The organism is Telluria sp. Soil_C_11 (assembly GCF_057657395.1).
This window is the reverse complement of sequence record NZ_JBDGIN010000013.1, coordinates 17,837-41,790: the sequence shown is the minus strand read 5'-3', so window position 1 is coordinate 41,790 and position 23,954 is coordinate 17,837. Positions and strand designations below refer to the sequence as shown.

The 23,954-nt window shown below is 66.5% G+C and carries 25 protein-coding genes; 12 read left to right on the top strand and 13 right to left on the bottom strand.

The window, feature by feature from the left end; translation table 11 throughout:
- Positions 1–107 precede the first annotated feature (107 nt).
- Positions 108–2,075 (top strand): TOL_0244 family TonB-dependent receptor, encoded by a 1,968-nt coding sequence (locus AC3A6M_RS18920; protein ID WP_487854271.1) that lies wholly within the window; start codon positions 108–110, stop codon positions 2,073–2,075.
- Positions 2,076–2,163: 88 nt separating this feature from the next.
- On the opposite strand, the gene purB is transcribed toward AC3A6M_RS18920, so the two are convergent.
- Positions 2,164–3,543 (bottom strand): adenylosuccinate lyase, encoded by a 1,380-nt coding sequence (purB, locus tag AC3A6M_RS18915; protein ID WP_487854270.1) that lies wholly within the window; start codon positions 3,541–3,543, stop codon positions 2,164–2,166.
- Positions 3,544–3,717: 174 nt separating this feature from the next.
- Between purB and AC3A6M_RS18910 the strand changes: the two genes are divergently transcribed.
- Together AC3A6M_RS18910 and AC3A6M_RS18905 are read left to right on the top strand one after the other, a co-directional pair.
- Positions 3,718–4,335, top strand: a complete 618-nt coding sequence (locus AC3A6M_RS18910) for a glutathione S-transferase N-terminal domain-containing protein (protein WP_487854269.1) — start codon at positions 3,718–3,720, stop codon at positions 4,333–4,335.
- Positions 4,332–5,315: a PfkB family carbohydrate kinase gene (locus AC3A6M_RS18905; protein ID WP_487854268.1), complete on the top strand. Its 984-nt coding sequence runs from the start codon at positions 4,332–4,334 to the stop codon at positions 5,313–5,315. The genes AC3A6M_RS18910 and AC3A6M_RS18905 overlap by 4 nt, the downstream gene beginning before the upstream one ends.
- Here AC3A6M_RS18905 and bfr read toward each other — a convergent pair.
- The 3 genes from bfr to AC3A6M_RS18890 form a co-directional block, all read right to left on the bottom strand.
- A complete protein-coding gene (gene bfr / locus AC3A6M_RS18900; RefSeq protein WP_487854267.1) occupies positions 5,302–5,784 on the bottom strand; it encodes a bacterioferritin in 483 nt (160 codons plus the stop codon). The genes AC3A6M_RS18905 and bfr overlap by 14 nt on opposite strands.
- 40 nt (positions 5,785–5,824) lie before the next feature.
- Entirely contained in the window at positions 5,825–6,514 is a 690-nt protein-coding gene (locus AC3A6M_RS18895) for a PepSY-associated TM helix domain-containing protein (RefSeq protein ID WP_487854266.1), read from the bottom strand.
- Between the two features lie 186 nt (positions 6,515–6,700).
- Complete coding sequence (locus tag AC3A6M_RS18890; RefSeq protein ID WP_487854265.1) at positions 6,701–6,919, bottom strand: (2Fe-2S)-binding protein; 219 nt, start codon at positions 6,917–6,919, stop codon at positions 6,701–6,703.
- A gap of 242 nt (positions 6,920–7,161) precedes the next feature.
- Here AC3A6M_RS18890 and AC3A6M_RS18885 point away from each other — a divergent pair, with 242 nt between their 5' ends.
- The 3 genes from AC3A6M_RS18885 to AC3A6M_RS18875 are packed head-to-tail and all read left to right on the top strand — an operon-like array spanning position 7,162 to position 9,602.
- Positions 7,162–7,428 (top strand): FeoA family protein, encoded by a 267-nt coding sequence (locus AC3A6M_RS18885; RefSeq protein WP_487854264.1) that lies wholly within the window; start codon positions 7,162–7,164, stop codon positions 7,426–7,428.
- 10 nt (positions 7,429–7,438) lie between these two features.
- Positions 7,439–9,337: a ferrous iron transporter B gene (gene feoB, locus AC3A6M_RS18880; protein WP_487854263.1), complete on the top strand. Its 1,899-nt coding sequence runs from the start codon at positions 7,439–7,441 to the stop codon at positions 9,335–9,337.
- Between the two features lies 1 nt (position 9,338).
- The gene (locus tag AC3A6M_RS18875) at positions 9,339–9,602 is read left to right on the top strand and encodes a DUF6587 family protein (RefSeq protein WP_487854262.1); all 264 of its coding nucleotides are present in this window, start codon (positions 9,339–9,341) and stop codon (positions 9,600–9,602) included.
- A gap of 83 nt (positions 9,603–9,685) precedes the next feature.
- On the opposite strand, the gene AC3A6M_RS18870 is transcribed toward AC3A6M_RS18875, so the two are convergent.
- Both AC3A6M_RS18870 and AC3A6M_RS18865 read right to left on the bottom strand, forming a co-directional pair.
- Positions 9,686–10,552, bottom strand: a complete 867-nt coding sequence (locus tag AC3A6M_RS18870; RefSeq protein WP_487854261.1) for a DUF72 domain-containing protein — start codon at positions 10,550–10,552, stop codon at positions 9,686–9,688.
- Between the two features lie 115 nt (positions 10,553–10,667).
- Complete coding sequence (locus AC3A6M_RS18865) at positions 10,668–12,596, bottom strand: CocE/NonD family hydrolase (protein ID WP_487854260.1); 1,929 nt, start codon at positions 12,594–12,596, stop codon at positions 10,668–10,670.
- A 129-nt stretch (positions 12,597–12,725) separates the two neighbouring features.
- Here AC3A6M_RS18865 and AC3A6M_RS18860 point away from each other — a divergent pair, with 129 nt between their 5' ends.
- The 3 genes from AC3A6M_RS18860 to AC3A6M_RS18850 are packed head-to-tail and all read left to right on the top strand — an operon-like array spanning position 12,726 to position 14,585.
- Positions 12,726–13,397 carry a glutathione S-transferase gene (locus AC3A6M_RS18860; protein WP_487854259.1) on the top strand — a complete coding sequence of 224 codons (672 nt, stop codon included), beginning with the start codon at positions 12,726–12,728 and terminating at the stop codon, positions 13,395–13,397.
- Positions 13,398–13,402: 5 nt separating this feature from the next.
- Positions 13,403–14,179 (top strand): 5'-3' exonuclease, encoded by a 777-nt coding sequence (locus AC3A6M_RS18855; RefSeq protein ID WP_487854258.1) that lies wholly within the window; start codon positions 13,403–13,405, stop codon positions 14,177–14,179.
- 22 nt (positions 14,180–14,201) lie between these two features.
- Positions 14,202–14,585: an ANTAR domain-containing response regulator gene (locus tag AC3A6M_RS18850; protein ID WP_487854257.1), complete on the top strand. Its 384-nt coding sequence runs from the start codon at positions 14,202–14,204 to the stop codon at positions 14,583–14,585.
- 5 nt (positions 14,586–14,590) lie between these two features.
- Here AC3A6M_RS18850 and AC3A6M_RS18845 read toward each other — a convergent pair whose 3' ends face one another.
- The 3 genes from AC3A6M_RS18845 to AC3A6M_RS18835 all read right to left on the bottom strand — a co-directional run bounded on the left by AC3A6M_RS18845 (position 14,591) and on the right by AC3A6M_RS18835 (position 16,830).
- Positions 14,591–15,067: a chemotaxis protein CheW gene (locus tag AC3A6M_RS18845; RefSeq protein WP_487854256.1), complete on the bottom strand. Its 477-nt coding sequence runs from the start codon at positions 15,065–15,067 to the stop codon at positions 14,591–14,593.
- 153 nt (positions 15,068–15,220) lie between these two features.
- A complete protein-coding gene (gene mnmA, locus AC3A6M_RS18840; RefSeq protein ID WP_487854255.1) occupies positions 15,221–16,327 on the bottom strand; it encodes a tRNA 2-thiouridine(34) synthase MnmA in 1,107 nt (368 codons plus the stop codon).
- Positions 16,327–16,830 (bottom strand): NUDIX hydrolase, encoded by a 504-nt coding sequence (locus AC3A6M_RS18835; protein ID WP_487854254.1) that lies wholly within the window; start codon positions 16,828–16,830, stop codon positions 16,327–16,329. The genes mnmA and AC3A6M_RS18835 overlap by 1 nt, the downstream gene beginning before the upstream one ends.
- A gap of 258 nt (positions 16,831–17,088) precedes the next feature.
- On the opposite strand from AC3A6M_RS18835, the gene AC3A6M_RS18830 reads away from it, so the two are divergent.
- Genes AC3A6M_RS18830 through AC3A6M_RS18820 form a run of 3 tightly spaced genes read left to right on the top strand, consistent with a single transcriptional unit; the run spans position 17,089 to position 20,021 of the window.
- The gene (locus AC3A6M_RS18830; RefSeq protein WP_487854253.1) at positions 17,089–18,201 is read left to right on the top strand and encodes a Re/Si-specific NAD(P)(+) transhydrogenase subunit alpha; all 1,113 of its coding nucleotides are present in this window, start codon (positions 17,089–17,091) and stop codon (positions 18,199–18,201) included.
- A 12-nt stretch (positions 18,202–18,213) separates the two neighbouring features.
- Positions 18,214–18,567 (top strand): NAD(P) transhydrogenase subunit alpha part 2, encoded by a 354-nt coding sequence (locus AC3A6M_RS18825; RefSeq protein WP_487854252.1) that lies wholly within the window; start codon positions 18,214–18,216, stop codon positions 18,565–18,567.
- On the top strand, positions 18,564–20,021 hold the full coding sequence (locus AC3A6M_RS18820; RefSeq protein WP_487854251.1) for an NAD(P)(+) transhydrogenase (Re/Si-specific) subunit beta: 1,458 nt from the start codon (positions 18,564–18,566) through the stop codon (positions 20,019–20,021). Before AC3A6M_RS18825 ends, AC3A6M_RS18820 begins: the two co-directional genes overlap by 4 nt.
- A 4-nt stretch (positions 20,022–20,025) precedes the next feature.
- Here the strand turns inward: AC3A6M_RS18820 and AC3A6M_RS18815 are convergent, their stop codons facing one another.
- From AC3A6M_RS18815 to AC3A6M_RS18800, 4 genes are read right to left on the bottom strand one after another with little or no spacing between them, the layout of a single operon-like run.
- The gene (locus tag AC3A6M_RS18815) at positions 20,026–20,745 is read right to left on the bottom strand and encodes a class I SAM-dependent methyltransferase (RefSeq protein ID WP_487854250.1); all 720 of its coding nucleotides are present in this window, start codon (positions 20,743–20,745) and stop codon (positions 20,026–20,028) included.
- A complete protein-coding gene (locus AC3A6M_RS18810) occupies positions 20,745–21,740 on the bottom strand; it encodes a TRAP transporter substrate-binding protein (RefSeq protein WP_487854249.1) in 996 nt (331 codons plus the stop codon). Before AC3A6M_RS18810 ends, AC3A6M_RS18815 begins: the two co-directional genes overlap by 1 nt.
- 38 nt (positions 21,741–21,778) lie before the next feature.
- Positions 21,779–22,579, bottom strand: coding sequence for an HpcH/HpaI aldolase/citrate lyase family protein (locus AC3A6M_RS18805; protein ID WP_487854248.1), 801 nt, complete (start codon positions 22,577–22,579; stop codon positions 21,779–21,781).
- A 3-nt stretch (positions 22,580–22,582) separates the two neighbouring features.
- Positions 22,583–23,950: an MmgE/PrpD family protein gene (locus AC3A6M_RS18800; RefSeq protein ID WP_487854247.1), complete on the bottom strand. Its 1,368-nt coding sequence runs from the start codon at positions 23,948–23,950 to the stop codon at positions 22,583–22,585.
- Positions 23,951–23,954: the final 4 nt, after the last annotated feature.

Below are 23,954 nucleotides of genomic sequence, written 5' to 3'. Positions count from 1 at the left end.
GAGAAGGCCCACGCCGGCGAGCGAAAGAGCCGGGAGGAAAGTAAAATGTTGACGAGGTCGATTTATCAATGATAATGGGCGGCTATGAAAATTTCCGCAAAAAATACATGAGCTTGTCCGTTTCCTGCCGCGCCCCGTTTGCGCTGCGCCTGCCACTCCTTTTGCTGGGCGTGGCCCTGGCCACCTGCGCGCACGCAGGCGAACGCCCCGGCACCGAGCGCCAGACCGAGTTCGCCGACCTGTCGATCGAAGAACTGGCAAACATCGAAGTCACCTCGGTATCCAAGCGCCCCGAGCGCCTGCAGGACGCGCCGGCTTCGGTATTCGTGATCACGGCCGACGATATCCGCCGCGCCGGCAGCCGCAGCCTGCCCGAAGCGCTGCGCCTGGCGCCCAACCTGCAGGTGGCGCGCGCCAGCAATACCGGCTACTACATCTCCGCGCGCGGCATGAACGGCACCAGCAACAGTCCCGCCAACAAGCTGCTGGTGATGATCGACGGCCGCTCCGTGTATTCGCCGCTGTTCTCCGGCGTGTTCTGGGACGAACCCGACGTGATGCTGGAAGACGTCGAGCGCATCGAAGTGATCAGCGGCCCCGGCGGCACCCTGTGGGGCGTGAATGCCGTGAATGGCGTCATCAACATCATCACCCGCCATGCCGCCGACACGCGCGGCGACCTGCTGGTGCTGCGCGGCGACAGCGACGGCGCGCAGGCCGCGTTCCGCCATGGCGCGGGGGGGCCGGACCATCGCTGGCGTGTGTACGGCAAGGTGTTCGGCCTCGGCCACGGCGAGACGTCCACCGGCGCGCGCATGGACGACGCCTGGGAACAGGGCCAGATCGGTTTCCGCTCCGACTGGGAGCGCGACGGCGACCGCTTCAGCGTCAATGGCAATGCCTGGCGCGGCAACCAGGGCCAGCCAGCCCCGGGACTCATTTCCGCGCCGGGCGCCAGCACCGGCATCGACGACATCGCCACGCGCGGCGTCAACCTGACCGGGCGCTGGGAACATGCGCTGGACGGCGGCGGCAGCGTCAGCGCCCAGGCCTATTACGACTACCGCTACCGCCAGGTGCCGCCGACCTTCACGGATGCGGTCGACACCGCCGACATCCAGGTCCAGCACTCGCTGCCGGCGCTCGGCGCGCACAGCATCGTGTGGGGCGGCGAGTACCGCCAGAACTGGGACCGAGTCACCAACAGCCGCTTCGTCGCCTTCCTGCCAGCCAGCGACCGCCAGTCCTGGGCCAGCCTGTTCGCCCAGGACGAGATCGCGCTGCGCGACGACCTGCGCCTGACGGCGGGCGCGCGCTACGAGCGCAACCCCTATACCGGCGCCGAGTTCCTGCCGACCCTGCGCCTGTCCTGGCGCACCACGCCGGCGCATTCGCTGTGGGCCGGCTACTCGCGCACGGTGCGCGCGCCGTCGCGCCTGGACGTCGACGCCTACGTCCCCGGCGTGCCGCCCTACCTGCTGGCCGGCGGCCCGCGCGTGCGCTCCGAAGTGGCGCGCGTGTTCGAACTGGGCTACCGCGGCCAGGTCGGTTCGGGCCTGTCGTATTCGGTCACGGCCTTCCGCAACCTGTACGACCACCTGCGCACCCAGGACGTCAGCAGCGACGGCCGCAGCATCACCTTCGGCAACCTGATGGAAGGGCAGGCCAGGGGCATCGAGGCCTGGGGCAGCTACCAGATGAGCGAGGCCTGGCGCCTGAGCGCCGGCGTGACGGCGCTGCGCGAACGCTTTTACCTGAAGCCGGGCAGCCATGACGTGGGCAGCGTGGCGACGAGCGGCGCCGACCCGGCCTACACGGCCCAGCTGCGCTCCGGCTACGCCTTCGACAGCACGCGCGAACTGGAAGTGGCGGTGCGCCGCGTCGGCGCCACCGGACGCCCTGCGGTACCCGCTTACACGGCGCTCGACCTGCGCTTCGGCTGGCGTTTCGCACCGGGCATGGAGCTGTCGGTGGTGGGGGCCAACCTGAACGGCAGCCATGGGGAATACGGCGTGGCGAACTTCCGCACCGAGGTGGGGCGGAGCGTGGGGGTGAAGCTGGTGTGGCAGCGCTAGAACGTCATTCCCGCCAAGTTTGCGCGTATCGCTGCCCACCGAACTTGGGTCCCCGCCTGCGCGGGGACGACGGTTCTGAGTTTGCGGCTTAGATCGCCTTCGCCAGCTGGGCCGCCAGGCCCGTGTAGTTCGCCGGCGTCATCGCCAGCAGCAGGTCCTTGGCTTCCTGCGGCATGGCCAGTTTGCCGATGAATTCCTGCAGCGCTTCGCGGGTGATGCCCTTGCCGCGGGTGAGTTCCTTCAGCTGCTCGTACGGGTTCTCGATGCCGTAGCGGCGCATCACGGTCTGCACCGGCTCGGCCAGCACTTCCCAGTTCGCGTCCAGGTCCTGCTCCAGGCGCTGCGGGTTCACTTCCAGCTTGTTCAGGCCGCGCAGGCAGCTGTCGTAGGCCAGCAGGGCGTAGCCGAAGCCGACGCCGATGTTGCGCAGGACCGTGGAGTCGGTCAGGTCGCGCTGCATGCGCGAGACCGGCAGTTTATCGGCCATGTGGCGCAGCACGGAATTGGCCAGGCCCAGGTTGCCTTCCGAGTTCTCGAAGTCGATCGGGTTGACCTTGTGCGGCATGGTCGACGAACCGATCTCGCCAGCCTTCAGCTTCTGCTTGAAGTAGCCGAGGGAGACATAGGTCCAGATGTCGCGGTTCAGGTCCAGCAGGATCGTGTTGGTGCGCGAGATGGCGTCGAACAGCTCGGCCATGTAGTCGTGCGGTTCGATCTGGATGGTGTACGGGTTGAAGGTCAGGCCGAGCCGCTGCTCGATCACGTTCTTGCTGAACGCCGGCCAATCGAAGCCCGGGTAGGCCGACAGGTGCGCGTTGTAGTTACCGACCGCGCCGTTCATCTTGCCGAGGATCTCGACGCCTTCGATGCGCTTGACGGCGCGCTGCAGGCGCGCGACCACGTTGGCGAATTCCTTGCCCAGGGTGGTCGGGCTGGCAGTCTGGCCGTGGGTGCGCGACAGCATCGGCAGCTCGGCGTTGACGTGCGCGATCTCGGTCAGCCTGGCGATGATCGCCTGGAGCGCCGGCAGCATCACGCCGTCGCGCGCGGCTTTCAGCATCATGCCGTGCGAGGTGTTGTTGATGTCTTCCGAGGTGCAGGCGAAGTGGATGAATTCGCTGGCCGCGACCAGTTCCGGCACGTCCTTGACCTTCTCTTTCAGCCAGTATTCGACGGCCTTGACGTCGTGGTTGGTGACGGCTTCGATTTCCTTGATGCGGGCGGCGTCGGCATCGGAGAAGTCGGCGGCCAGCTTGTCGAGCAGGGCGCTGGCGTCTGCGGAGAAAGGCTTGAGTTCGGCGAAGCCCGCCTGCGACAGCGCCTGCAGCCAGGCGATCTCCACCTTCACACGGTGGTGCATGAAACCGGCTTCCGACAGGATCGGGCGCAGCTTGTCGGTCTTGGCGGCATAGCGGCCGTCCAGCGGGGACAGGGCCGACAGGGTCGAGGAGGAGGCGGTAGAGGTCATGGCAGGCGGGGGATGAGTGCAAAAGCGCGATTTTACCACCTGGAGCCTGTTCAAACCCGGTTTGTCAAGCCGGACGTGGACAGCGTTGCAAGGCTTTCCCGGACCGCGCGGAGGGCGCTATTGCAGCCATGGCCCGATGCTATACTGTCAGCCAGTCCCCTAATCTGAGCATTTATGAAACTCATCGGTTCTGTCACCAGTCCCTATGTGCGCAAGGTGCGCGTCGTGTTGGCAGAGAAGAAGCTCGACTATGCGTTCGAGCTGGAAAACGTCTGGTCGCCGGACACGAAGATCACCGCTTCCAACCCGCTCGGCAAGGTGCCCTGCCTGGTCATGGAAGACGGCAGCGCGATGTACGATTCGCGCGTGATCGCCGAATACCTCGATACGCTGACGCCGGTGTGCAAGCTGTTGCCGGCGAATAGCCGCGACCGCGCCAACGTCAAGGTCTGGGAGGCGCTGGCCGATGGCGTCGGCGATGCCGCCGTGCTGGCCTACCTGGAGCGCACCCAGCGCCCCGCCGAGCTGCAGAGCCAGGCCTGGATCGAACGCCAGATGGGCAAGGTGCGCAACGGACTGCAGGTCATGTCCGACAACCTCGGCGAGCAGCCGTTCTGCATGGGGATCCACTACACCCTGGCCGACGTCGCCGTCGGCTGCGTGCTGGGCTGGCTGTCGCTGCGCTTCCCCGCCATCGACTGGCGCGCCGACCATCCGAACCTGGCGCGCCTGTTCGACAAGCTGTCCGAGCGCCCCTCGTTCAAGGACACCGTGCCGGTGATCCCGGCGTGAGCGCGCCGCTGAGCACGCGCGCGCCGACCACGGTCGTGTTCGGCGAGGCCCTGGTCGACGAATTCCCGACCGAGCAGGTGGTCGGCGGCGCGCCCTTCAACGTCGCGCGCCACCTGGCCGCCTTCATGGCGCCGGCCCTGATGATCACCCGCATCGGCAAGGACCGCAACGGTCACGCCGTGCGCGGCGAGTTCGAGCGTTTTGCGATGAGCGACGCCGGCCTGCAGCTCGATCCGATCGAGGAAACCGGGCGCGTGACGGTCGAGCGCAATGGCCAGGGCCACCGCTTCCATATCCTGCCGCGCCAGGCCTACGACTTCATCGATGCCGCGACCGCCGCCGCCAGCCTGGCGGCGGTCGACGCCGGCGTCGTCTACTTCGGCACCCTGGCCCAGAGGGAAGAGCGTTCGCGTGCGGCCCTGGCCGCCGTGCTCGAAACGACCTCGGCCAGGCGCTACCTCGACCTCAACCTGCGCCCCGGCCAGTACGATGAAAGCACGGTGACGCGCTCGCTGACGGCGGCCGACATCGTCAAGGTCAACGAAGAGGAATTGCAGGCCCTGTTCCAGTGGTATTTCCAGATCGGCCCGGACGATGTGCCGCTGGCCACCGAGGAAGTGCACGCGGCCTGCCGCGCGCTGATGGACCGCTTCGCGCTGGAAATGCTGATCGTGACCCTGGGCCACCGGGGCTCGGTGGTGTTCCTGGCCGACGGCAGCCTGGTCGCCAACCGCGACAACCCGGCGCCGCCCTTCGTGATCGACACGGTGGGAGCGGGCGACGCTTTCTCGGCGATCTTCCTGCTGGGACGCGCGCGCGGCTGGCCGCTCGAGCTGACCCTGGCGCGCGCCAACGAATTCGCCGGCGCGATCTGCGCGGTCGCCGGCGCAGTGCCGCGCGACCTGAACTTCTACGACAAGTGGGTCACGCGCTGGCGCGAAGGGGCGCCGGCGATGCCGTCGGCATTTACATCTCGCTGACGTCGCCCATCTGGCTCTGTAAGTAATTCTGGATGCCCACCTTGATGATCAGGTCGAGCTGGGTCTCCAGCCACTCGATGTGCTCCTCGGTGTCTTCGAGGATCTCCAGCAGCAGGTCGCGCGACACGTAATCGCGCGCCGCCTCGCAGGCGGCGATGCCGTCCTTGACGGTCTGCTGGGCGCCGCGCTCCAGCTTGAGGTCGCATTCCAGCATTTCCTGCACCGACTCGCCGATCAGCAGCTTGTGCAGGGCCTGCAGGTTGGGCAGGCCGTCCAGCATCAGGATGCGGTCGATCAGCCGGTCCGCGTGCTTCATCTCGCCGATCGATTCGTCGTACTCCTTCTTGCCGAGGCGGGTGAAGCCCCAGTGCCTGTACATGCGCGCATGCAGGAAGTACTGGTTGATCGCGGTGAGCTCGTTGGTCAGCTGCGCGTTGAGTGCGCGGATGATGTTCGGATCGCCCTTCATGGAGTGCCCTTGGTTATTGTTGAATTAGCGGCATCATAGCTTATATCGAAGCCAGCGCGACGCCCCCGGCCAGCAGCAGCGAAACCGAAGCGATCGCGATGCCCACCGTGCGCTTGCGGTTAGTGAGCGCCCACAACACGACCCCGGACAGCGACAGCAGGATGATCGAGCCGGCCAGCGTATCCACCAGCAGGATCCAGCCCACGCTCATGCCGACGCCCTTGTGCAGGTTGGTCAGTGTGGCGAAGACATTGTTCTCGTTGCGCTTGAGGGTCACGTAGCTGTTGCCGACCCAGTACTCGGCCTGCACCCCGCCGGTGGGGGAGGTGAAGCTGGCGCTCCAGCGCGGCGGCTGGACCACGGCGCGGTCGCCCCAGGCGACGGCGCGGGCCGGTTCGAGCTTCACGCGGGTAGGGTCGGGTTCGAGCTTCAGCGAACGTTTCAGCCAGGCGGCGAGCGCCTGCGGATCGGCCGGGGCCGGATCGGGAAGCGGGATCTGGACCGTGCTTTCCTGGGTCTGCGCGGCGGGAATCCTGAGGATGGCGCGGTGGTTCAGGAGGATGCCGGTGCTGCCGAACAGGAGGCCGAGCACGGCGCCCCACAGGCCGATCCATCCATGCATCTTGCGCAGCCACTTGACGGCGATGGCGCGGCGGGAAGGGGCGGGCGGTGGCTGGACCGTGAAGGGATGCGGCGGCGTCCTCGGAGAGCGGAACGGGATGACGGGCATAGGACGGACACGATGGCTGCTTCGGAAGCACCATGTTATCAGGACGCGCCGCAGATCGGACGGCGCACGCATCGATATGGTGCGCAGCAATCCCGGGGTTTGCGCAGGGTTATTTGCGCAGGAAAATTGGACCGGCGTCGCTGGCGCCGCGGGCGCGGCGACGGCCGGGACGATTCGGGAGAAAGGTCAGGCGACCAGTCCGTCGCGGGCGGTGCGGCGCAGTTCGGTCACGGTCGTGCCCGACTCCAGGTGTTCGTTCATCACCTGGCGGGCATAGCTGACGCACTTGCCGCAGCAGGTGCCGACGCCGAGTTCCTTGTACAGGTCGGACATCGAAGTCAGGCCGAGGTCGACGGCCTGGCGGATTTCACGGTCGGAGATGTTGTTGCAAACGCAGACGATCATGGTCGGGTTCCAGTGTGATGTCGATTCGCGCGCCAGCCGGTGTTGTCTGGTCTATAATGCGAATCATTCTCATTCAGATTCTATTTTCCTGAAGTCGGCAGCGGAATGCAAGCGTTTTGTTGCGCAAATCAAGCTATCTCAACCAAAGTAGACAAACCGCAAATAGAAATAATTCGCATTTAGGTTTATGATGCTCACATGTCTCATCAGCGCTGCATCCGAATCCGATTGGAAGCGACACCATGACTCTTGCACCTACCCTGACCACGCTCGAATCCCTGAAGGCCGGCCAGAGCGCCACCGTGATCCACCTTGCGCCCAGCCATGACCATGGCGCCGCCGGCGCCGATGTGTCGCGCCGCCTGATGGAGCTCGGCTTCGTCCCCGGCGAACGCATCCGCATGCTCAAGCGCGGCCTGCCGGGCGGCCCGGTCGCGGTCAAGGTCGGCCAGTCCACCTTCGCCCTGCGCCGTTTCGAAGCGGCGCTGATCTCGATCCAGCCGGAGTAACGGAAACAACATGGGAGCAGCAGAACAGCAGGTCCAGGCGGCCGCAGTCACGAAAGCGCCGCTGATCGCCCTGCTGGGCAATCCGAACTGCGGCAAGACCGCGCTGTTCAACCGCCTCACCGGTGCGCGCCAGAAGGTCGCGAACTACGCCGGCGTCACCATCGAACGCAAGGAAGGCAGCTTTACCCTGCCGGGCGGCCGCGCCATGCGCGTGCTCGACCTGCCGGGCGCCTACAGCCTGTCGGCCCACACCCCCGACGAAGCCATCACGCGCGACGTGGTCGCCGGCCTGCGCGCGGGCGAACAGGCGCCGGACGCCGTGGTCTGCGTCGTCAACGCCACCAACCTGCGCCTGAACCTGCGCCTGGTGCTCGAGATCCAGCGCCTGGGCCTGCCGATGGTGCTGGCCTTGAACATGGTCGACGTCGCCAACAAGCGCGGCATCGAGATCGATACCAAAAAACTGTCGCAGGAACTGGGCATGCCGGTGGTCGAGACCGTCGCCGTGCAGTCGGGCGGCGAGAAGGCCCTGCTGGCCGAGCTCGGCGCGATGTCCTTCGACACGCCCGTCAAGCCGCGTTCCCTGTCCGCGATCGACGCCGTGCCGGTCGAGGAAACCCAGCGCGAAGTGCGCCGCATCATCGACGCCTGCGTCAGCTTCGACAAGGACACCGGCAACCTGAGCGAGCAGATCGACCAGGTCGTGCTGCATCCGGTGCTGGGCCCGGTGATCCTGGCCGCGCTGATGTTCCTGGTGTTCCAGGCCGTGTTCAGCTGGGCCGCGGTGCCGATGGACATGATCAAGGCCGGCGTCGAGGGACTCGGCGCCTGGGTCGGCTCGAGCATGGCCGACGGTCCGCTGCGCAGCCTGATCGTCGAGGGCATCTTCGGCGGCGTCGGCAGCGTGCTGGTGTTCCTGCCGCAGATCCTGATCCTGTTCTTCTTCATCCTGATCCTCGAGGATTGCGGCTACCTGCCGCGCGCGGCCTTCCTGCTCGACCGCCTGATGGGAGGCGTTGGCCTGTCGGGGCGCGCCTTCATCCCCTTGCTGTCTTCGTTCGCCTGCGCGATCCCTGGCGTGATGGCGGCGCGCACGATCCAGAACCCGCGCGACCGCCTGGTGACGATCATGATCGCGCCCCTGATGACCTGTTCGGCGCGCCTGCCGGTGTACGCGCTGGTGATCGCCGCCTTCATCCCGAGCCGCCAGCTGGGCGCCGGCATCAACCTGCAGGGCCTAGTGCTGTTCCTGCTGTACGCGGCCGGCATCGTCAGCGCGATGGGCGTGGCCTGGTTCTTCAAGCGCGCCGCGGGCAGCAAGGGCCAGCATCCGCTGATGCTGGAACTGCCGGCCTACCACTGGCCGCACCTGCAGAACCTGGGCCTGGGCCTGTGGGAACGCGCCAGGATCTTCCTTACCCGCGTCGGCACCGTGATCCTGACCCTGATGGTGCTGGTCTGGTTCCTGTCGAGCTTCCCGGGCGCGCCGGAAGGGGCGACCCATCCGCCGATCTACTACAGCGTGGCCGGCATGCTGGGGCGCGCCCTGTCGGTCATTTTCGAGCCGATCGGCTTCGGCTGGCAGATCTGCATCGCGCTGGTGCCCGGCATGGCCGCGCGCGAAGTGGCGGTCGGCGCGCTCGGCACGGTGTACGCGCTCTCAAGCGCGGGCGACGACGTGGCGAGCTCGCTGGCGCCTCTGATTTCCCACTCCTGGAGCATGGCGACCGCGCTGTCGCTGCTGGCCTGGTACGTGTTCGCGCCGCAGTGCCTGTCGACCCTGTCGGTGGTCCGGCGCGAGACCGGCAGCATCCGCTACGCCTTCCTGATGGCCGGCTACATGTTCGCGCTGGCCTACACGGCCTCCTTCATCACCTACCACGTCGCGCGCTGGGCACTGGGGGGCTGAGATGATCGTCCAGTACCTGGTGGTTGGCCTGATCGTGCTGCTGGCGGCGCTGTACGCCGCCAGCAAATACCTGCCGCTGGCCTGGCGCCGCCGCATCGTCTACCAGTTCACCGACGGCAGCGGCAAGGGGCTGCTCGCGCGCTGGCTCGACAAGGACGCCGGCTGCGGCAGCGGCTGCGATACCTGCGGCACCTGTGCGCCGGAGCCGATGCCGGAAAAGGATGAAAAGGGGCGCAAGATCATCCAGGTGCACGTGAAGCGCTAATACGTCGTTCCCGCGCAGGCGGGAACCCAAGTTCGTGGCGGATCGCAAAACCTGGATTCCCGCCTGCGCGGGAATGACGGTCTTCAGGCCAACAACTCCATCAAGCGCTTCGCATCGAACGGCGCCCGCACCTTGATGTCGTTGTCGAAGTAGCAGTACACATCCCGGCTCTTCAGCGTCGATGGCGCCCTTGACGACACCAGCCGCGCATCCTCCGGCTGCCCGCCCGCGCTCCATGAGCGTATCCTCGCCGCCCAGCGTTCCAGCGCATCGTCTTCGTAGCCGCTGGCGTACAGCTCATGTTCGCCATGCAGGCGGATGTAGACGAAATCCGCGGTCACGTCTTCCCAGTCCGGCCATTTGCCGGCCGTGTCGGCCACCACCAGCGCCACCCCGTACTTGCGCAGCAGGGCGATGAAGGCCTCGTCGCGGAAGCTCTCGTGGCGCACCTCCACCGCATGCCGCAGCGGGCGCACGGCGTCGATCTCGAGCAGGCTGCGGCCCGCCATCTTTTCGTCGTGGCCGCGCGCGATCGCCAGCGCCTGGCGGGTATCGCGCGGCAGCAGGGACAGGAAACGTTCGATCTTTTCCGGCTCGAAGCGCAGCTGCGGCGGGAACTGCCACAAAATGGGGCCGAGCTTCTCGCGCAGCGCGAACACGCCCGAGGCCAGCACGTTGGCCAGCGGCGTCTCGATGCCGCGCAATTTGAGCATGTGGGTGATGAAGCGGTTGCCCTTCACGGCAAAGATGAAGCCGGGCGGCGTGGCGGCATACCAGGCCGCGTAGCTCGCGGGCCGCTGCAGCGCATAGAAGGAGCCGTTGATCTCGATGGTGGGGAGGTAGCGCGAGGCGTAGTCCAGTTCGCGCGCCTGCGCCAGCCCCGGAGGATAGAACACCCCGCGCCATGGTGCGTACCGCCAGCCCGAGATGCCGATGTAGATTGCGCCCATGCCTCGATGGTAGGCCGGGGCGCGGATGCGGCTCGGTGCGTTGCCGAACCGTGCCCGCGATGGCGCGATGATGTGTCTGGACGCTGGCCACGGCACGCGGCCAGCCCGGCGGTTTTTATTTCCCGCTCGAAACGACAGGCAGCTCGATCGCGCTTTCCATGCCCGGCGCGTGGTAGACCCGCTGGGTGGCCTTGCGGTAATCGCCCGGCCTGGCGTAGAAAATGTTCGGCACGAAGGTCTGCGGGTTGCGGTCGTACAGCGGGAACCAGCTGGACTGGATCTGCACCATGATGCGGTGGCCGGGCAGGAACACGTGGTCGACGTTCGGCAGGGCGAAGCGGTAGCGCTCGGCCTTGTTGGCCGGGATCGCCGCCGGCTTGTCGAAGCCCTGGCGGTAGCGGCCGCGCAGGATGTCCATCGCGATCGGCAGCTGGTAGCCGCCCAGCTCCGGCTGCGCCGCGACTTCGTCCGGATAGACGTCGATCAGCTTGACCACCCAGTCGCTGTCCGTGCCCGAGGTCGAGGCGAACAGGTTGACCATCGGCGCGCCGGCCAGTTCCAGTGGCTTGGCCAGCGGTGCGCTCACATAGGTCAGCACGTCCGGGCGGTCGGAGTAGGAACGCTGGTCGGTCACCAGCCAGGGCTTCCACACCGCGCCATCGCTCATGCGCACGGGACGCGGCACGAAGGGCACCGGCTTCATCGGATCGGACATGTATTCGTCGAAGGCCGCGCCTTTCGCATCGCCGCGCATCTCATCCTTGCTGAAACCGAGCCCGAAGCCCGCCTTCAGATACATCGGCGTCGCGCTCTGCGCCAGCGGCCACTGCTCCAGCCGGCGCCAGCGGTTCACGCCGGTCTGGTAGGACCACACGGGCGGCGTGTCGAACTTCGGTGCGCCATCCTTCAGGTACTGGTTAAAGAAGGGCAGCATGACGTCGCGGCGGAACTGCTGGGCGGTGTCGCCGGTGAATTTCAGGGCGCCCAGCGAGGAGCCCTCGTAGTTCACGCCGCTGTGGCGCCAGGGGCCGACCACCAGCGAATTCATGCGGTTGTCCTTGTCCTTCGGTTCCACCGCCGCATAGGTCGCGTAGGCGCCGTAGATGTCTTCCTGGTCCCAGCGGCCGACCACGGTCATGGTCGGCACCGTCAAGGGCTTCCTGGCCAGGATGCGGTCCAGCGCCTGCTCCTGCCAGTAGCTGTCGTAGGCCGGGTGCTCGAAAATCTTCTTCGTGAAGTTCAGCCGGTCGACACCGTAGAGGTGGGCGAAGTCGGCGGTCGAGCCGGCGCGCAGGAAGGCGTCGTAGTCGTCGTGGGTGCCGGTGACGATATGCTCGCCCTCGCCGCGCGCCGAGTTCTGGCCGGCGATGTATTCGAGGTTGGTGTTGCGGAAGGCGCCGTTGTGGAACCAGTCGTCGCCGCGCCAGCCGTCGACCATCGGGCTCATCGGCACCGCGGCCTTCAGCGCAGGATGCGGCTCGGCCAGGGCCATCAGCACGGTAAAGCCTTCGTAGGACGAGCCGACCATGCCGACCTTGCCGTTCGATTCCTTCACGTTCTTGACCAGCCAGTCGATGGTGTCGTACGCATCGGTGCCGTGGTCGACCGGAGTGTCGTTCAGCGGGCCGCGCAGCGGGCGCGTCATCACGTAATCGCCTTCCGAACCGTACTTGCCGCGCACGTCCTGGAACACGCGGATATACCCGTTCTCGATGAAGGCGTCGTCGCCGTCGCCCAGGATCGAGCTGATGCGCGGACTCTTCATGCGGCCGGCGCGGCGCGAGGCGTTGTAGGGGGTGCGGGTCAGCATGATCGGCGCGTGCGCCGCCCCTTTCGGGATCACGATCACGGTGTGCAGCTTGACGCCGTCGCGCATCGGGATCATCACTTCCTGGCGGATGTAGTCGGCGTTCGGCACCGTGGTGGAGAATTTATCGTCCGGGATGTCGGGCGCCATCGGCGAGGTCTGGGCCATGGCCGTTCCGCCGAGCGCGGCGAGCAACAGGGAAAGGACGGACAGGGACGGCAGGCTGGGGCGCGACATCGTTTTCTCCACTTGGTGATTTAATGAGTGGCAACATTGTTAAAAAGTTGCATTCAAGCATATTACCCAAGCTTCAGGTAAACAGGCAACAGTGCTAAGCTAGCGCCATTTCACCGCCCCCGGCCTTTCATGCTCATCGTCCACCACCTGAACAACTCCCGCTCCCAGCGCATCCTGTGGCTGCTGGAGGAACTCGGCCTGGACTACGAGATCAAGAAGTACCAGCGCGATCCGAAGTCGATGCTGGCGCCGCCCGAGCTGCGCGCCGTGCACCCGCTCGGCAAGTCGCCGGTGGTCCAGGACGGCGACACCATCGTGGCCGAATCCGGCGCCATCATCGAGTACCTGGTCGGGCGCTACGGCGACGGCCGGCTGGCGCCCGCGCCCGGCACGCCCGAGCGCCTGCGCTGGACCTATTTCCTGCACTACGCCGAAGGCTCGGCGATGCCGCCGCTGCTGCTCAAGCTGGTGTTCGACCGCGTCGGGAGCACGCCCGCGCCGTTCTTCGTGCGCCCGATCGCGCGCGCGATCGCGAACAAGGTCAAGGACGGTTTCGTGCTGCCGCAGATCCGCCAGCACCTGGCCTTCCTCGAGGGCGAGCTGGCCGAGCGCGCCTGGTTTGCCGGCGACGACTTCTCGGCGGCCGACATCCAGCTCAGCTTCCCGCTGGAGGCGGCCGCCGCGCGCGGCGGGCTGGACGGGAAGTATCCGAAGCTGAGCGCCTTCCTCGAACGGATCCACGCGCGCCCGGCCTACCGGCGCGCGCTCGAGCGGGGCGGCAAGTACGACTTCGCGAAGTAAAGAGTATGGCAAAGCTGCTGGCCATCGACGGCCTGAACATCGTCCGGCGGGTGTACGAAGCCAGTCCCGAACCGGACTCCGACCTGAAGGCCAGCATCGCCCTGCGCCACGCCTTCTCGTCCTTCCGCAACCTGCTGGAGGCGCACGCGCCGACCCACGTGCTGGCGGCCTTCGACTACGGCGGCCAGACCTGGCGACACGCGCTGTATCCACGCTACCGCGAGGGCCGCGCGCCGATGCCATCGGATTTGCGCAACGCGCTGCCCGAGTTCCACGAGCGCCTGCGCGCGGCCGGCCTGCACGTGCTGATGGTGCCCGGGGTCGAGGCCGACGACGTGATCGCCACCGGCGTCATGCGCTGGCTGCTTGAGGCGCGCGGCGACGCCGTGGTGGCCACCACCGACAAGGACCTGCACGCGCTGATCGCGCACGGCGCCCTGGTGTGGGACCATTTCAAGGGCGAGTGGCATGACGACGCCTGGGTGCGCAACAAGTTCGGGGTCGCGCCCGAGCGCCTGCACGACCTGCTGGCCCTGATGGGCGACCCGACCGACGGCGTGCCGGGCGTCTCGAAGATCGGCATGAAGACCGCGGCGCGCCTGCTCAACGCCTACGGCGACCTGGCGGCCGTGATGGCCGGCGCCGGCATCCTCAAGACGCCGCTGGGCGAGCGCCTGCGCGCCGAGCGCGAGATCCTCGAGGTCTCGCGCCAGCTGGTCGAGCTGAAGACCGACGTGAAGCTCGGGGTGAGCTGGAAGATGCTGGCCTGGGACGCGAACTGACAGGAATCACAGGGAACCAACGATGCTCAAGGCAGTGATTGTCGACTCGAACGCGATTTCGCGCGGCCTGCTCAACACCGTGCTGCTGGACGGCGGCTACGAGGTGGCCGGCCAGACCCATACCAGCACCCTCGGCTACGCGCTGGCGCTCAAGCACCATCCGCACCTGTTCTGCATCGCCCGCGAGCAGGTCGAGGACGGCAACGACGTGGTCGAGCAGTTGCGCGCCCACCTGCCGAAGACCCTGGTCTTCATGGTTTCCGGCACCCTCGACGCGCCCGCGGTGCAGGCCGCGCTGGGCCGCGGCGTGCAGGGCTTCATCGTCAAGCCCTTCAAGGCGGACGCGGTGCTGCGCACGATCCGCAATACCGTGCTGGCGATCGTCAAGCAGCATCGGGGCGGCTGAGGCCCTCAGGCGGCGCGGCGCGCGGCGGCCAGCAGGCCCATTTCCTCGGAGCTGAGCAGCTTGTCGATGTCGAGCAGGATCAGCATGCGCTCGTCCACCGTGCCCAGGCCCTGCAGGTATTCGGCGGCGACGCTGGCGCCCAGGTCCGGGGCCGCCTTGATCTGGTCGGGCGTCAGGGTCACGACGTCGGACACGCTGTCGACCACGATACCGATCGTGTGGCCGTTGATGTTCAGGACGATCACCACGGTGAAGGTGTCGTAGGTCGGGTTGCCGACGTTGAACTTGATGCGCATGTCCACGATCGGCACGATGATGCCGCGCAGGTTGATCACGCCCTTCAGGTAGTCGGGCGCGCTCGCGATGCGGGTGACGGCGTCGTAGCCGCGGATTTCCTGGACCTTGAGGATGCTGAGCGCGTATTCTTCGCCGCCCAGCCGGAACGACAGCACTTCCGTCGTGTTGTTGATGTCTTCAGCCATTGCTGCTCCTGTTTGCCAAATATTTTTGCCTTACGGCAACTTTGGTGGAGATTACGGCATTTTGCTGCGTAACTCGATGGCGAAATGGCAAGCAGGGCAAAATTTGTGGACTTTTGCCCACGCACGTGGCCCCCGGCTGCGCGGGGGCGACGATCATACAATGGCCGTATCGATGATCCCGCCACCCAAACAGACATCCCCGTCATACAGCACGGCCGACTGTCCCGGCGTCACCGCCCACTGCGGCTCGTCGAAGCGCAAGGTGAAGCGGTCTGGGCCTTCCGGCGCCACCGTGCAGGGCACGTCGGCCTGGCGGTAGCGGGTCTTGGCCGAAAGGGTACGCGGAGCGGGCGGTTCGCCCGCGATCCAGCTGGCCTGGCCCGCGCCCAGTTCGCCCGACAGCAGCCACGGGTGATCATGGCCCTGCACGATGTACAGGGTGTTGCTGGCGATGTCCTTGCGGGCCACGAACCACGGCTCGCTGGTGCCGTCCGCGTTCTTGTGCGACTTCAGGCCGCCGATGCCGATGCCCTTGCGCTGGCCCAGCGTGTAAAAGGAGAGGCCGACGTGCTCGCCGACCGTCTGGCCGTTATCGAGCTTGATCGGGCCCGGCTTGTGCTGCAGGTAGCGGCCCAGGAATTCGCGGAAGGGGCGCTCGCCGATGAAGCAGATGCCGGTCGAGTCCTTCTTGGCCGCGTTCGGCAGCTGCAGCTTCTCGGCGATCTTGCGCACTTCGGTCTTGGCGATTTCGCCCAGCGGGAACAGGGCTTTCGACAACTGCGCCTGGTTCAGGCGGTGCAGGAAGTAGCTCTGGTCCTTGGTCGAATCGAAGGCCTTCAGCAGCTCGAAGCGGTCGGTGGCCTGGTTGTGGCGCACGCGCGCGTAGTGGCCGGTCGCGATCAGGTCGGCGCCCAGCTTCATGGCGTGGTCGAGGAAGGCCTTGAACTTGATCTCGGCGTTGCACAGCACGTCCGGGTTCGGCGTGCGGCCGGCCTGGTATTCGCGCAGGAACTCCGCGAACACGCGGTCCTTGTATTCGGCGGCGAAGTTGACGGCCTCGATGTCCACGCCGACCACGTCGGCCACGCTGGCCGCGTCGATCCAGTCCTGGCGCGTGGAGCAGTATTCGGAATCGTCGTCGTCTTCCCAGTTCTTCATGAACAGGCCGACGACTTCATAGCCCTGTTCCTTCAGCATCCAGGCCGCGACCGAGGAGTCGACGCCGCCCGACATCCCGATCACGACTTTTTTCTTACTCATTACGTTACGTCCGGTTTGATAGAGAGACCGCCATCGAATACCGAATGGTCGGTGTACAGCAGGTCCAGGGAGGTGCGCTTGCCGGCCAGGTAATCGTCCACGCACTTCAGCACGATCGGGCTGCGGTGGCGCTCCTGGCAGGCCGCCAGCTCGTCGCGCGTCATCCACAGGGTGCGCAGGATGCCGTGGTCGAGCGGCTGGTCGTACTGCTTGCCCGGCCTGCCGCAGAAGGTGAAGCGCAGGTAGGTGACGTCGGTGCCGCGCGATTTCGAGTGGTAGCGCGAGATGTACATGCCGACCAGCCCTTCCGGGATGAACTCATGTGCGGTTTCTTCCATGGCTTCGCGCACGACCGCCTGTTCGAGCGATTCGAACGGGTCGAGGTGGCCGGCCGGCTGGTTCAGTCGGATGCCGTCGCTGGTTTCCTCTTCGATCAGCAGGAAGCGGCCATCGCGTTCGATGATCGCGGCGACGGTCACTGATGGTCTGAAGGTATGGGTCATGCGCGTCCTTGAAAATGTGCCGACATTCTACCTTGATGAAAAGGTCGTTGCTTGCACGCACGCTGCATTGCAACAGCTCCGGTCTGGCTTTTTACTTGATTTGATACAAAAAACGGTGAGATATGCCTAGGTCTGTACCACGTTGGGCAGCAAAATTGCCGATCTGTTTACGAAATACCACTGATCGGTATTGACATCGGCGCTTGCCCCGCTTTGCATGCTAGATTGTGGACAGTTTATCAATTATACGGAGGCATCATGAGAATTGGTGTGCCGGCCGAGACGAGGCCGGGCGAGACGCGCGTCGCAGCAACTCCCGAAACCGTCAAGAAGCTGGCGGCCCAGCACGAAGTGATCGTGCAGTCCGGCGCCGGTGTGCACGCTTCCGTGATTGATGACGCCTACGTGGCCGCCGGCGCCCGCATCGGCAGCGCCGAAGAAGCCTTCGGCGCCGACATGGTGCTGAAGGTGCGCGCGCCGAATGCCGACGAACGCTACCTGATGCAACCCGGCGCCATCCTGGTCGGGATGCTGAATCCCTTCGACGCCGAGAACAACGCGGCGATGGCAGACAAGCGCCTCACCGCCTTCGCCCTGGAAGCCGCGCCGCGCATCACCCGCGCCCAGTCGATGGACGTACTGTCCTCGCAGGCCAACATCGCCGGCTACAAGGCCGTGATGCTGGCCGCGAACGCATACCAACGCTTCATGCCGATGCTGATGACGGCCGCCGGCACCGTGAAGGCGGCGCGGGTGCTGATCATGGGCGTCGGCGTGGCCGGCCTGCAGGCGATCGCCACCGCCAAGCGCCTGGGCGCCGTGATCGAAGCGTCGGACGTGCGCCCGCCGGTCAAGGAGCAGGTCGAATCGCTGGGCGCCAAGTTCATCGACGTGCCATTCGTGACCGACGAGGAGAAGGAAATCGCGGTAGGAGCGGGCGGCTATGCGCGGCCGATGCCGGCCGACTGGATGCGCCGCCAGGCCGAGCTGGTGCACGAGCGCGCGAAGCTCGCCGACATCGTCATCACCACCGCGCTGATCCCGGGCCGCAAGGCGCCGGTCCTCATCTCCGAAGACACGGTGCGCGCCATGAAGCCGGGCTCGGTGATCGTCGACATGGCGATCGAGCAGGGCGGCAACTGCCCGCTGACGGAACTCGGCAGGACCGTGAACAAGTACGGCGTGACCATCATCGGCGAGCCGAACCTGCCGGCCCTGGTGGCGGCCGACGCCTCGGCCCTGTACGCGCGCAACGTGCTCGACTTCCTCAAGCTCATCGTCGACAAGGAAGGCAAGCTGGCGATCGACCGCGAGGACGAGATCGTGAAGGCCGTGCTGGTGTGCGCCGATGGCGAAGTGTTGCGCAAATAAAGGAGCGGAAACATGGAAATCAGTCACACGATCATCAACCTGATCATCTTCGTGCTGGCGATCTACGTCGGCTACCACGTGGTGTGGACCGTCACGCCGGCCCTGCACACGCCGCTGATGGCGGTGACGAATGCGGTGTCGGCCATCATCATCGTCGGCGCCATGCTGGCGGCCGGCCTCACCGAAGGCCTCACCGGGCAGGTCGCGGGCACGCTGGCGGTTGCGCTGGCGGCCGTGAACGTGTTCGGCGGCTTCCTGGTCACCCAGCGCATGCTGGAGATGTTCAAGAAGAAGGAGCCGAAGGCCCGCGCCGGCAAGGATGCCGCGCCGAACGCCATGTCCGCGGGCGCGAAGGAGGCCGCATGAACCTCATCAGCATGAATATGGTGACCCTGCTCTACCTGGTAGCGTCGGTGTGCTTCATCCAGGCGCTGAAAGGCCTGTCCTCGCCGTCTTCGGCGCGGATGGGCAATGTGTTCGGCATGAGCGGGATGGCGATCGCGGTGTTCACCACGATTGCGCTGATGCTGAAATTGCAGGAGCAGATCCGGAGCGGCGGCATGGGCTTCGGCCTGGTGCTGCTCGGCGTGGTGGTGGGCGGCACCATCGGCGCCATCGCCGCGCGCCGGGTCGAGATGACCAAGATGCCGGAGCTGGTGGCGGCCATGCACTCGCTGATCGGCCTGGCCGCGGTCTGCATCGCGATCGCCGCCGTGTCCGAGCCCTGGGCCTTCAACATCGCCGCGCGCGGCGCCGCGCTCCCCTTCGGCAACCGGCTCGAACTCTTCATCGGCACCTTCGTCGGCGCGGTGACCTTCTCCGGTTCCGTGATCGCCTTCGGCAAGCTGGCCGGCAAGTACAAGTTCCGCCTGTTCCAGGGCGCGCCGGTGCGCTATCCGGGCCAGCACCTGATCAACCTGCTGGTGGCGATCGCGATCGTCGCCCTGGGCCTGGTGTTCTGCTTCTCGGACGGCGCGGCGCCGGCCTGGACGCCCTATATCGTGATGGCGGCGCTGTCGTTCGTGCTGGGCGTGCTGATCATCATCCCGATCGGCGGCGCCGACATGCCGGTGGTGGTGTCGATGCTGAACTCGTATTCCGGATGGGCGGCGGCCGGCATCGGCTTCTCGCTGAACAATTCGATGCTGATCATCGCCGGTTCGCTGGTCGGTTCGAGCGGCGCGATCCTCTCGTACATCATGTGCAAGGCGATGAACCGCTCCTTCTTCAACGTGATCCTGGGCGGCTTCGGCGGCGAGGCGGCCCAGGCAGACGCCGGCGGGGCGAAGGAGCAGCGCCCCGTCAAATCCGGTTCGCCCGAGGACGCCGCCTTCATCCTGCAGAACGCGGAATCCGTGATCATCGTGCCGGGCTACGGCCTGGCGGTGGCGCGCGCCCAGCACACGGTGAAGGAACTGGTCGACAAGCTGACCGAACACGGCGTGACGGTGCGCTACGCGATCCATCCGGTGGCGGGCCGCATGCCGGGCCACATGAACGTGCTGCTGGCCGAGGCCGAGGTGCCTTACGACCAGGTGGCGGAAATGGAGGACATCAACGGCGAGTTCGGCCAGACCGACGTGGTGCTGGTGCTGGGCGCGAACGACGTGGTGAACCCCGCCGCCAAGGACCCCAAGTCGCCGATCGCCGGCATGCCGATCCTGGAGGCCTACAAGGCCAAGAGCATCATCGTCAACAAGCGCTCGATGGCCTCGGGCTATGCCGGCCTGGATAACGACCTGTTCTACCAGCCGAACACGATGATGGTGTTCGGCGATGCGAAGAAGGTGATCGAGGCGATGGTCAAGGCGGTCGAGTAATCGATCACGCCTTGCGCAGCAGGTCGACCCGGAACGGCGCCAGGAATTTCGCGCCGTCTTCGCCCAGGTGCGCTTCGAACTTCGCCCGCACCCGTTCGTACAGCGCGGGCGACAGGCGGTGCTCGGTATGCGTCACCTGGATCACCTTCTGCTCGAACTCGGCAAAGCTCTTGTAGCGCACCGGCGACAGGAAGAAGGTCTCGGACACCAGCTCGAACAGCCCGCTGTCCACGGCATCGCGGGTCGCCTCGAAGGCGGCTTCGCGCACCCGCTCCTCGTCGTGGAACAGGCGCAGGATCTCGTTGTACTCGCCGCCGAACACCGGCTCGGAGATGTACACCAGGCCGCCGGGCGCCAGCACCCGGTGCATCTCCCTGAACGAGCGGCCCAGCAGGTCCACCGGCACGTGGTGCAGGGACTTGAACAGGAATACCGCATCCACGCTGCCGCTAGGTGCCGGAATCTCCTGCGCCCCGCCCAGCGCGAACCGCACGCCGGGCAGGTCGTCGATGGCCAGGTTCTTCTCATGCTGGCGGCGGTCGACTTCCAGCGCCAGGATATCCTCGAACCTGCCGCCGGCGGCGAGCAGCCGGGTCTGGCGTGCGGTGCCGCACCCCAGTTCCAGCGCCCGCGCCGGCGTCGACGCGAGTGGCAGCGCATCGAGCAGCACCCGTTCGTCCAGCACGGGGCCGCCGTCGGCGTCACGCAAGCGCATCGTTGCCATCACTTGCCCTTGGTCGCTTTTTCCATCGCGTCCAGAGTCTCCTTGCCGACCCGGCTTTCCATCTGCTTGTACACCGGCGCCATCGCCTTCTTCCAGGTTTCGCGCTCGGCCGGGGTCAGGGTGTAGACGGTGGTGGTGCCGGCTGCCTTGATGGCTGCGACCGCCTTGTCGTTCTCTTCCTGGGCGATGTCGTTGGCGTACTTGGTCGCTTCGGCCATCGCGCCATCGAGCTTGGTGCGGATGTCGGCCGGCAGGCCGTCCCAGAACTTCTTGTTGACGATGACCGCGTAGCCGATATAGCCGTGGTCGGAAATCGTCATGTGCTTCTGCACCTCGTGCATCTTCTGGGTGTAGATGTTCGACGGCGTGTTCTCGTTGCCGTCGACGACGCCGGTCTGCATCGCCTGGTAGACCTCGGAGAAGGCCATCACCTGCGGGTTGGCGCCGAGCGCGCGGAACTGGGCGTCCAGCACCTTCGAGCTCTGGATGCGCATCTTCAGGCCGCGGAAGTCGGCCGGGGTGTGCAGCGGCTTGTTGGCGGTCATGTCCTTGAAGCCGTTATCCCAGTAGGCCAGGCCCTTGACGCCTTTCGGTTCGAGCTTGGCGAAGAACCACTTGCCCAGCGGGCCATTGGTGACGCGGTACAGCGCCTGCTTGTCCGGGAAGATGAAGGGCATGTCGAAGGCTTCGAATTCCTTCACGCCCAGCGGGCCGAACTTGGCCAGCGAGGGCGCCAGCATCTGGACGGAACCCAGCTGCAGCGCTTCCATCTCTTCCTTGTCCTTGTACAGGGTGCTGTTCGGGTAGACCTCGACCTTCACCTTGCCGGCGGTGGCTTTTTCCGCCAGCTCCTTGAAGCGCAGGGCCGCCTTGCCTTTCGGCGTGTCGTTGGCGACCACGTGGCTGAACTTGATGACGATCGGGGCCTGGGCATAGGCGCCGGCGCTGGCGAAGGTGGCGGCGAACAGGACCGCGTGCATGAACTTGAATTTCATTGTTGTCTCCTTTGTCGTTGAGTGGGACTGCTTCTTTGCTACTTGCGCCGCTTTGCTTCTTCGAGCATTTGCTGCGCGATGAGGATAACAGGTCGGTCGACCATCTTGCCGTCGAGGGCGACCGCGCCGCCCTGCGCCGCCTCGGCCGCGGCGACGACGCGCCCGGCCCAGGATACTTCTTCCGCCGTCGGCGCGAACGCTTCATGCACGGGAGCCACCTGTTTCGGGTGAATGCATAATTTACCGCCAAAGCCGAGTGCGCGGGCGCGCAATGTGTCGGCGTGCACGCGTTCGGGCTGGTCGAAGGTGGTGGTCACGCCATCCACCGGGGCCGCGATGCCGGCCACGCGCGAGGCCAGCACCAGCTGGGAACGCGCATGCAGCAGGGTTTCGTGGCCTTCCTGGATGCCCATGTCGAAACTGAAATCGATGGAGCCGAACACCAGCCGGCTGACGCGCGGCAGGCGCGCCAGCGCGGCGGCGTTCCACAGTCCCAGCCCCGATTCGATCAGGGGCAGGATGGCGGGCGCGCCGGCGGCGGCCAGCTTCGCCAGCGAGGCCTCGTGCTCGGCCTTGGGCAGCACGATGCCGGCCACGCCCGCTTTGGCGGCGAGCAGCAGGTCGTCCTCGAACCATTCGCTGTCCGCACCGTTGATGCGCACCAGCACCTGCTGCCGGGGCGACAGCCAGTCCGCGAGGGCCGCGCGCGCGGCCGCCTTGTCGGCGGGCGGCACCGCGTCCTCGAGGTCGACGATCACCGCGTCGGCGCCGGCCGCGCAGGCCTTGTCGAAGCGTTCCGGCCGGTTGCCGGGCACGAACAGGTAGGAGCGCGCCAGCATGGCTCAGCCCTGGGCGGGAAGCAGGATGCCGACTTGTGCGGCGTCGGCCAGCGCCCAGATGCGGGCGAAGGCGGTGCGCATCTCGGCCGGGCTGGCGGCGTCGGCAAACTCGGCCAGGCGCAGGGCCTTGCTTTCGAGTTCATCGCGCGACAGGGTATTGCCCGGATCGCCCTTCGGCTCGTCGACCCGGCCCTCGAAGCTGCGGCCGTCGACGGTCTGCACGGTCACCTTGCCGATCCAGCGCGCCGGATAGGCCTGGTCGACCTCCTCGTCCAGCACCATCTCGACCTTGTCGCGGAAGCCCGCGATGCGCTGGTCGTTGTAGAAGCGCTCGAACTCCTGCAGGCCGGCGTTGCCGAATTCGGCGATCAAGCCGAGCACCGTCCCCATCGAGAACTTCGCCTGGTGCACCGTGCGCGGATCGACCACCGGCCCCAGCACGTCGATCGCGCCCTGGTGCACGCGCGCCGTCACGCGCGCGACGTCGCTTGGCCGCAGCCCATGCGCCTGCATCACCTGCAGCAGCGCGTCGGCCGCCGGGTGGGTGTGGCGGCAGGAGGCGTGGAACTTGAACGAGGTCTCGGCCAGGGTCCAGCGCTCGCCCAGGCGGTCGGTCAGTTTGGCCGGGTCGGCGTCGCGCGACATGCCGGCGGCCATGCCCTGCGCGCCCTCGAGGATGCGGCGCGCACCGGTGAAGCCTTCGTGCGCCAGGTAGGCCGCCGTCAGGCCGCCGGCCGCCGCGTGGGCGGTGTGCAGCTGCTTGGAATCGGCGGCGTCGCGCAGGAATTCCCACAAGCCGGCGGCCTGGGTGCCGGCCGAGCCGAAGGCATGCAGCATCTGCTCCGGGTCCAGGCGCAGCAGGTGGCCGACGGCGGCCGCGGCGGCCACCGTGCCGGCGGTGCCGGTGGTGTGGAAGATCTTGTAGTGCGAGCGGCCGAGGAATTCGCCGACCCGGATCCCGACCTCGTAGCCGGCCACCGAAGCGGTCAGCAGGTCCCGTCCGCTGGCGCCGATCGACTGCGCGACCGCGAGCGCGGCCGGGAACACCACCGCGGCCGGGTGGAACACCGAACCGTTGTGCACGTCGTCCTGCTCGGCGAAGTGCGAGGAGGCGGCGTTGACCATCGCGGCGAACAGCGGCGTGCTGCGGCGGCGCGAGATCAGGACTTCGGAGGGACCGTCCTGCGGTCCCATCTGCTTGGCGAAGGACTCGATGACCTGCACCGGGCGCCCGGTCTTGCCGGCCAGCGCCGAGCCGAACCAGTCGAGGAACAGATCCTCGGCGCGCCGCATCACGGGGGCCGGGATGTCGTCGAAGCGCAGCCTGGCGGCGAAGGTGGCGAGTTCCTGGCTGGGGTGGTTGCTATTCATTTGA

What these genes read in the sequence shown, in the direction of transcription:
- AC3A6M_RS18825 (WP_487854252.1), top strand. Translation starts at nt 18,214, where the DNA reads ATGGAAATCAGTCACACGATCATCAACCTGATCATCTTCGTGCTGGCG.
- AC3A6M_RS18875 (WP_487854262.1), top strand. Translation starts at nt 9,339, where the DNA reads ATGATCGTCCAGTACCTGGTGGTTGGCCTGATCGTGCTGCTGGCGGCG.
- AC3A6M_RS18830 (WP_487854253.1), top strand. Translation starts at nt 17,089, where the DNA reads ATGAGAATTGGTGTGCCGGCCGAGACGAGGCCGGGCGAGACGCGCGTC.
- AC3A6M_RS18910 (WP_487854269.1), top strand. Translation starts at nt 3,718, where the DNA reads ATGAAACTCATCGGTTCTGTCACCAGTCCCTATGTGCGCAAGGTGCGC.
- AC3A6M_RS18805 (WP_487854248.1), bottom strand. Translation starts at nt 22,579, where the DNA reads ATGCTGGCGCGCTCCTACCTGTTCGTGCCCGGCAACCGGCCGGAACGC.
- AC3A6M_RS18850 (WP_487854257.1), top strand. Translation starts at nt 14,202, where the DNA reads ATGCTCAAGGCAGTGATTGTCGACTCGAACGCGATTTCGCGCGGCCTG.
- AC3A6M_RS18845 (WP_487854256.1), bottom strand. Translation starts at nt 15,067, where the DNA reads ATGGCTGAAGACATCAACAACACGACGGAAGTGCTGTCGTTCCGGCTG.
- AC3A6M_RS18855 (WP_487854258.1), top strand. Translation starts at nt 13,403, where the DNA reads ATGGCAAAGCTGCTGGCCATCGACGGCCTGAACATCGTCCGGCGGGTG.
- mnmA (WP_487854255.1), bottom strand. Translation starts at nt 16,327, where the DNA reads ATGAGTAAGAAAAAAGTCGTGATCGGGATGTCGGGCGGCGTCGACTCC.
- feoB (WP_487854263.1), top strand. Translation starts at nt 7,439, where the DNA reads ATGGGAGCAGCAGAACAGCAGGTCCAGGCGGCCGCAGTCACGAAAGCG.
- bfr (WP_487854267.1), bottom strand. Translation starts at nt 5,784, where the DNA reads ATGAAGGGCGATCCGAACATCATCCGCGCACTCAACGCGCAGCTGACC.
- AC3A6M_RS18885 (WP_487854264.1), top strand. Translation starts at nt 7,162, where the DNA reads ATGACTCTTGCACCTACCCTGACCACGCTCGAATCCCTGAAGGCCGGC.
- purB (WP_487854270.1), bottom strand. Translation starts at nt 3,543, where the DNA reads ATGACCTCTACCGCCTCCTCCTCGACCCTGTCGGCCCTGTCCCCGCTG.
- AC3A6M_RS18815 (WP_487854250.1), bottom strand. Translation starts at nt 20,745, where the DNA reads ATGGCAACGATGCGCTTGCGTGACGCCGACGGCGGCCCCGTGCTGGAC.
- AC3A6M_RS18835 (WP_487854254.1), bottom strand. Translation starts at nt 16,830, where the DNA reads ATGACCCATACCTTCAGACCATCAGTGACCGTCGCCGCGATCATCGAA.
- AC3A6M_RS18800 (WP_487854247.1), bottom strand. Translation starts at nt 23,950, where the DNA reads ATGAATAGCAACCACCCCAGCCAGGAACTCGCCACCTTCGCCGCCAGG.
- AC3A6M_RS18890 (WP_487854265.1), bottom strand. Translation starts at nt 6,919, where the DNA reads ATGATCGTCTGCGTTTGCAACAACATCTCCGACCGTGAAATCCGCCAG.
- AC3A6M_RS18820 (WP_487854251.1), top strand. Translation starts at nt 18,564, where the DNA reads ATGAACCTCATCAGCATGAATATGGTGACCCTGCTCTACCTGGTAGCG.
- AC3A6M_RS18810 (WP_487854249.1), bottom strand. Translation starts at nt 21,740, where the DNA reads ATGAAATTCAAGTTCATGCACGCGGTCCTGTTCGCCGCCACCTTCGCC.
- AC3A6M_RS18870 (WP_487854261.1), bottom strand. Translation starts at nt 10,552, where the DNA reads ATGGGCGCAATCTACATCGGCATCTCGGGCTGGCGGTACGCACCATGG.
- AC3A6M_RS18895 (WP_487854266.1), bottom strand. Translation starts at nt 6,514, where the DNA reads ATGCCCGTCATCCCGTTCCGCTCTCCGAGGACGCCGCCGCATCCCTTC.
- AC3A6M_RS18865 (WP_487854260.1), bottom strand. Translation starts at nt 12,596, where the DNA reads ATGTCGCGCCCCAGCCTGCCGTCCCTGTCCGTCCTTTCCCTGTTGCTC.
- AC3A6M_RS18920 (WP_487854271.1), top strand. Translation starts at nt 108, where the DNA reads ATGAGCTTGTCCGTTTCCTGCCGCGCCCCGTTTGCGCTGCGCCTGCCA.
- AC3A6M_RS18860 (WP_487854259.1), top strand. Translation starts at nt 12,726, where the DNA reads ATGCTCATCGTCCACCACCTGAACAACTCCCGCTCCCAGCGCATCCTG.